Origin of the sequence: uncultured Prevotella sp. (assembly GCF_946407605.1) — a bacterium.
Lineage (GTDB): Bacteria > Bacteroidota > Bacteroidia > Bacteroidales > Bacteroidaceae > Prevotella.
Genome location: NZ_CAMJOS010000063.1, coordinates 1 through 5,771, shown reverse-complemented (window position 1 = coordinate 5,771; position 5,771 = coordinate 1). Strand labels below are relative to the sequence as shown.

Here is a 5,771-nt window from a genome sequence, read left to right as displayed (position 1 = left end):
TGATGCGAGTATTCAGCAAGTAGTTGTTGGGCGAACTGTCGAAGATGTGCTTCATCCGTACAAAGAGCACGGTACGGCTGACATTCATGGCCTGTGCCATATCCATCACGGAGAGACTGGCATTGTCGATATTCTTAGTGACGAAATCTTTCAGTCTATTGGCAAACTGACGGTCTTCATGACTGAGTTGTCCGTCTTCCTCATGTATTTCTTTCACGTCTTCCGTAATGGGCAGCAGCTGCTTGAGTTGTGCACCTAAAAGTTCTATTTGTTCTTTGCTGGTCAACCTGGTATCTTTAAGTTCTCGCTGTAGCATGCGGATGTATTTGACGGTAGCCCCGACTATGAAGATCAGCAAAGCCGTCAGCAGTCCGTACAGCATCCAGGCCCATGGTGTCTCGTTGAAATGTGCAGCACGGTGCAGGACAATGGTCTCTTCGTTGTCAACCCACACACCGTCACCGTTGGTGGACTTGACGTGTAGCGTATAGGTACCTGGCGCCAGACTGGCATAGTTGATTTCGTTGTTGCGGGTATACCGCCATTTTTGGTCGATACCCTCCATACGATAGGCATAGACTATTTCTTCGTTCTTGTTGTAGTCGAGGGCAGCAAAGCGGATATTGATGTCACGCTCGTCGGGCGAGAGCCGTATCTCCTTTTCACAGTCGAATACAATTTTTGGCACGAAACGACTCTTGGCCATCTGCTGTGGATGGAGCGTCAGCGTGCCTTGTGTGGTACCAAGTACCATACTGCTGTCCGACAGCAGGGCGGGGGTAGCTTCAGTAAATACCTCACCGGCATCTGAGAGCAGTCGCCAATAGTTGGTGGCTACGCCTGTTGAGGTATTGAGAAGGCTGAGTGATCCTGCCGATACAATCCAGAGACTGCCGTCACGGTCTTCAGCCAGTGTCTGGTTCATATCGGAGGCAATACCCTCTGAAACGGAATAATGCTGGAAACGAATAGTGTCGCTCAGCAGTTTTCGGGAGAGGATTTTCTCTGTGCCCCCACCAGATGTGGCCAAAAAGAACTCGCCCTTACGTGTTTGCAGTATTTCCATCACATAGTTGTTACTAAGGCTCGATGCTCTGTCGGGCTGTCGGCGGTTGACGTAGAAATGCATCTTCTCGTAGGGTTCGTTAAGCGATACGGTATAGAGGCCATCATTGGTTCCCAACAAGGCGGTGCCGTCACTGAGCAGCCACACGCAACGGCTTCGTAGTCCATCCTTTGGATATATCTTCAGCTGATTGCCGCAGTGGACGAAACGCATGCTGCCATCGGTTTGCTGAATACCGATATTCATGCCGCCCCCAAAAGTGGCAATGATAAGTCGGTGTTCGGTATCCTCGGCAATGCCGTAGACGGATTCGTTGTTGATGCTGTAGGCATCATACTCGTCGGGAACGAACCGTTTTACTATGAAACGTCCGTTAGCAGGTGTCAGACGGAACAAACCGCCGGGTTTGGCACCAATCCAAACGATACCCTTACTGTCTTCATACAGGCAATAGGCGGCATTGCCAAAGCATACGGGTGTAGTATGTAGCGTACCGTCGGTAGCCAGCCATCGCATGGGAGTTCCCTTCCGACTGATGCGGATATAGCCGTTTTTGTCGGCAGCCCATAACTGGTTCTGTCTGTCGGTAAGCAGGGCACTGACCACCTCCTCGCCCTGTTGCGCAATCTTTTGTGTCCTGGCGGTCTGCGATGTCTGCGACAGTCTTTCCAATCCGCGGTGTGTATAGGTCCAGATGCCTTGCTGGCGGTCTGTCAGCAGGATATGGACCTCTATGTTTTCGTAGTCTTTGATTTGCGCTACCAGCTTTTTTACAGCCTCCGATGCATGGTAAACTTTCGTCTTTACCTTTTTATTATATATTTCAAATCGGTGCGACTGGGTATTGAACAGGTAGAATTTCCCGTTCGAGCCACAGATGATGTTGCCGTTGCCGTCTTCCGCAAGATAGCTGATACGGTTGGTTTCCAAAGGGCAGTTGTCGCCCGGACGTGTCTTGAAGGTCTCAAAGCGGTAGCCGTCATAGCGGCGTAGTCCGTCCCACGTGGCCAGCCAGATATAGCCCTGTCGGTCCTGTATCATGTGTTGTACCAGTGCCTCGGAAAAACCGTCGCTTTCTCCGAAGTGCTGAATACGTATGTCATTGTCGTGAGTGATAGATGCAGCCAATGGCACACACAGACAAATCAGCAGTAGCAATATGAGTTTCTTCATTGTTGCAGAATAATTGAGTGCACAAAAGTACAAAATATATTTCAAATAAGAGTATTTTCGTCCGAAAATCGCAAAATCCGTATTATTTTCACCGTCAAACGTACTTTATTGAACCTTCTGCAACAGTTTGTTGTCTACTTTTGCATCGGAAAAACTACTGCCAATGCAACGCCACACTCTAACCAAAGTTCAGAGAATGTTAATATTTTATTTAATAACAAATCAAAAAATATGGTAAAACAAACTATTCTATCAATGCTGTTACTGTTTGCCGCCATCGTTGCCCATGCACAAGGTGGTCAGGTGAATGGTCAAGTGAAAGATGCGATGGGGGAATCTGTCATCGGTGCTACGGTGGCGGAGGCAGGCAACCCGAAGAATGCGACGGTGACCGACTATGACGGTCATTTTGTACTGAAACTATCAGGGAAGGGCCGTCAGGTTGTCGTGTCATACGTGGGCATGAAACCAAAGACGGTTAAAGCTGTCCCGGGTGCTCAGCTCAGTGTATCGTTGGAAGAAGACGAAACGACACTCGGCGAATTGGAAGTCGTGGCTGTGGGTTATGGTGTGGCACGTCGGCGCGACCTGACGGGAAGTATCTCGTCGGTTGGCGAGAAGACATTGAAACACATCACCACCACCAATGCCGCTTCGGCTATCACAGGTCGTCTGGCAGGTGTCAATGTGGTGACAACTCAGGGTTCGCCTGATGCAGACGTGACGATACGCGTACGTGGCGGCGGCTCTATCACACAGAATAATGAACCACTATTCATCGTCGACGGCTTTCAGGTATCAAGCATTGCCGACATTCCTCCGACAGATATCGAAAGTGTCGACGTGTTGAAAGATGCCTCGTCGACGGCCATCTATGGTGCCAAGGGTGCCAATGGTGTTATCTTGGTTACCACGAAGAGCGGTAAGACTGGTAAGACGGAAGTAAACTTCAACGTGACGCTGGGTTGGAACCGTTTTTATAACGAGACCGAGGTGCTGTCGCCATACGAGTATGTCTACCTGCAGCGCGAGTTGGATAGTGGCAATAATGCCAGTTTCTTCGACCGTTATGGCCGTTGGGAGGATATAGACATCTATAAAAGCCGTGAGGGTACCGACTGGCAGAAGAAGCTTTTCGACCGTACAGGCTTCAAACAAAGCTACAATGTGAACATCAATGGAGGTTCCAATGACCTTATTTATAGTCTGAGCTATACGCACGATGACGAGACGTACATCATGCAGTCGTCCGACTACAAGCGCGACAACCTGAATGCCAAGATCAGCAAGAGGTTCTCGAAGACGCTACGCCTCGACTTCAACAGCAAGATGACTTATCGCGTGGTGAACGGTCCCAGCGTCTCAGCAGGCAACAAACTGCGCGACTGTGTGAAATATCCCTCGATTGGTACGCTGACAGATCTGGGCATCGACGACCTGGGTGATGCCAGTGATCTGAGCTATGAGAATATCAGCAACCTGAACGACCCGTTCTATAATATTGCCAACGAGTATAAGAAACAGACCTTCTTTAACAACTCTTACAATCTGGCACTGACGTGGGACATCATGCCTTGGTTGTCGTGGCGCACTGAAGGGACATACGGTTTCACCTACAACCGTCAGGACAACGTGTTCTTAGCTAACACCGGTGAGGCCAACGGACGTTCGGGATTCCCCGTAGCCAAGCGTCAGTATACAGATGGCAACAACTGGACGTTCCGCACGTTGCTGAACTTCAAGAAAGACTTCGCCCAGCACCATGTGGACGCTATGGCAGGCTTCGAGGCCAACCATTCGAAGACGAACAATATGAAGATTGAGTCCGACTACTATCCACTGGACTATAGCGTGGACAACATCCTGGCCATGTGGAACAACGGTACACAGGAGCCCACCTATACCACTATCGCAGAACCCGGCCGTACGCTGTCGTACTTCGGACGCGCTAACTATGTTTATGCAGGCAAGTACTATCTGACCTTCACGCTGCGTGCCGACGGAACGAATGTGTTCTCTGAGGGTAACAAATGGGGTGTGTTCCCTGCCTTTGCAGCAGCTTGGCGCATCAGCGACGAGAAGTTCATGGAATCCACTATGGGATGGCTCGACAACCTGAAGTTGCGCTTCTCGCATGGTGTGGCAGGTAATGCCCGCGTAGGCAGCTACTGGCGCCAGACCTACAGTCCCGTAACCAATGTAAAGAACCTGTACTATCAGGGCGAGACGGGTCAGAGCAGCATGCAGCCCTCTACCGTACTGCGTAATGAGGACCTGACGTGGGAGACGAAACACTCCACCAATATCGGACTGGACTTCACAGTGCTGAAGAAGCGTCTGGATGTCTCAATCGACTGGTATAACGACGTGACCAAGAACCTCATTATGTCGGTACAGCTGCCCAGCAACTCGGGCTACAATACACAGTATCAGAACCTGGGTCAGACCACCAACCGTGGTATCGAATTCACCGTCAATGCCAATCTGATTCAGAAGAAAGACTTCTATCTGGATGCCAACTTCAACATCTCATTCAACAAGAACAAGGTAGATAAGTTGTATGGCACCGACAAGGATGAGATGATTCTTTCAGGCGGCTCGTTCCCCAGCACGGGTAGCGACAACTATCGCGTATTCGTAGGCGACGAGGTGGGTCTGATGTATGGCTATGTCTGTGACGGCTACTATTCGTTCGACGACTTTACATTCAACGAGACTACCAAGCGCTGGGACATCAATGAAGGCACCATAGATTGCTCGGGCGTGCTGTCGCGCTCGGGAGCATGGTTCGGGCCCGGTCATCTGAAGTTGAAGGACCTGAATGGCGATGGCAAGGTGGATGCCGACAACGACCGCCAAGTCATAGGTCATGCACAGCCAAAGCATACAGGTGGTTTCGGTATCAACATGGGATGGAAAGGCTTAGACTTGACTGCGCTGTTCAACTGGTCGTATGGCAACGATGTGCTTAATATCAATAAGGTTGACTATACCAGCTACGACCTGTCGAAGCGCTATCAGAACATGTCGACGGACATGACGCTGGACAAGCGCTTTACCGTCATCGACCCCACGACGGGCCTAAACATCTATAATGGCGAGTATGCCAACCCCGTCCGCCTACAGGAACTGAACCAGGGCAAGACGATGTGGCATCCGCTGATGAACAACAGCGTGACCACCGACTGGGCTGTCGAAGATGGCTCGTACCTGCGTCTGGGAACGCTGACACTGGGCTACTCGCTGCCACAGAGCGTGCTACGCCACATCGGTGCCAAGAGTCTGCGCATCTATGCCACGGGTACAAACCTGTTCTGTATCACCGGCTATAGCGGTCAGGACCCCGAGGTCAACATCTCATCGAACAATATGGTGATGGGCTACGACCGTTCGGCCTATCCGAAGGCTCGTTCGTTCATCCTTGGCGTGAACCTAAAGTTTTAAATGTAAAAAGGTAAAAAAGTAAAAAAGAAAAGTTATGAAAACCAAGAATATCATACATCAAGTGGTGGCAGCAGGACTATTCTCCCTC

The 5,771-nt window shown here is 50.3% G+C and carries 2 protein-coding genes; one reads left to right on the top strand and one right to left on the bottom strand.

Features of this window, described 5'->3' with window-relative positions:
• A partial coding sequence (locus Q0R57_RS14420; RefSeq protein ID WP_294749159.1) for a two-component regulator propeller domain-containing protein occupies positions 1-2,239 on the bottom strand: 2,239 nt, incomplete at its 3' end.
• 231 nt (positions 2,240-2,470) lie between these two features.
• Here Q0R57_RS14420 and Q0R57_RS14415 point away from each other — a divergent pair.
• Positions 2,471-5,683 (top strand): TonB-dependent receptor, encoded by a 3,213-nt coding sequence (locus Q0R57_RS14415; RefSeq protein WP_294749158.1) that lies wholly within the window; start codon positions 2,471-2,473, stop codon positions 5,681-5,683.
• Positions 5,684-5,771: the final 88 nt, after the last annotated feature.

Excerpts from the sequence above, each read along its gene's own strand:
- Q0R57_RS14415 (WP_294749158.1), top strand. The coding sequence starts at position 2,471 with ATGGTAAAACAAACTATTCTATCAATGCTGTTACTGTTTGCCGCCATC.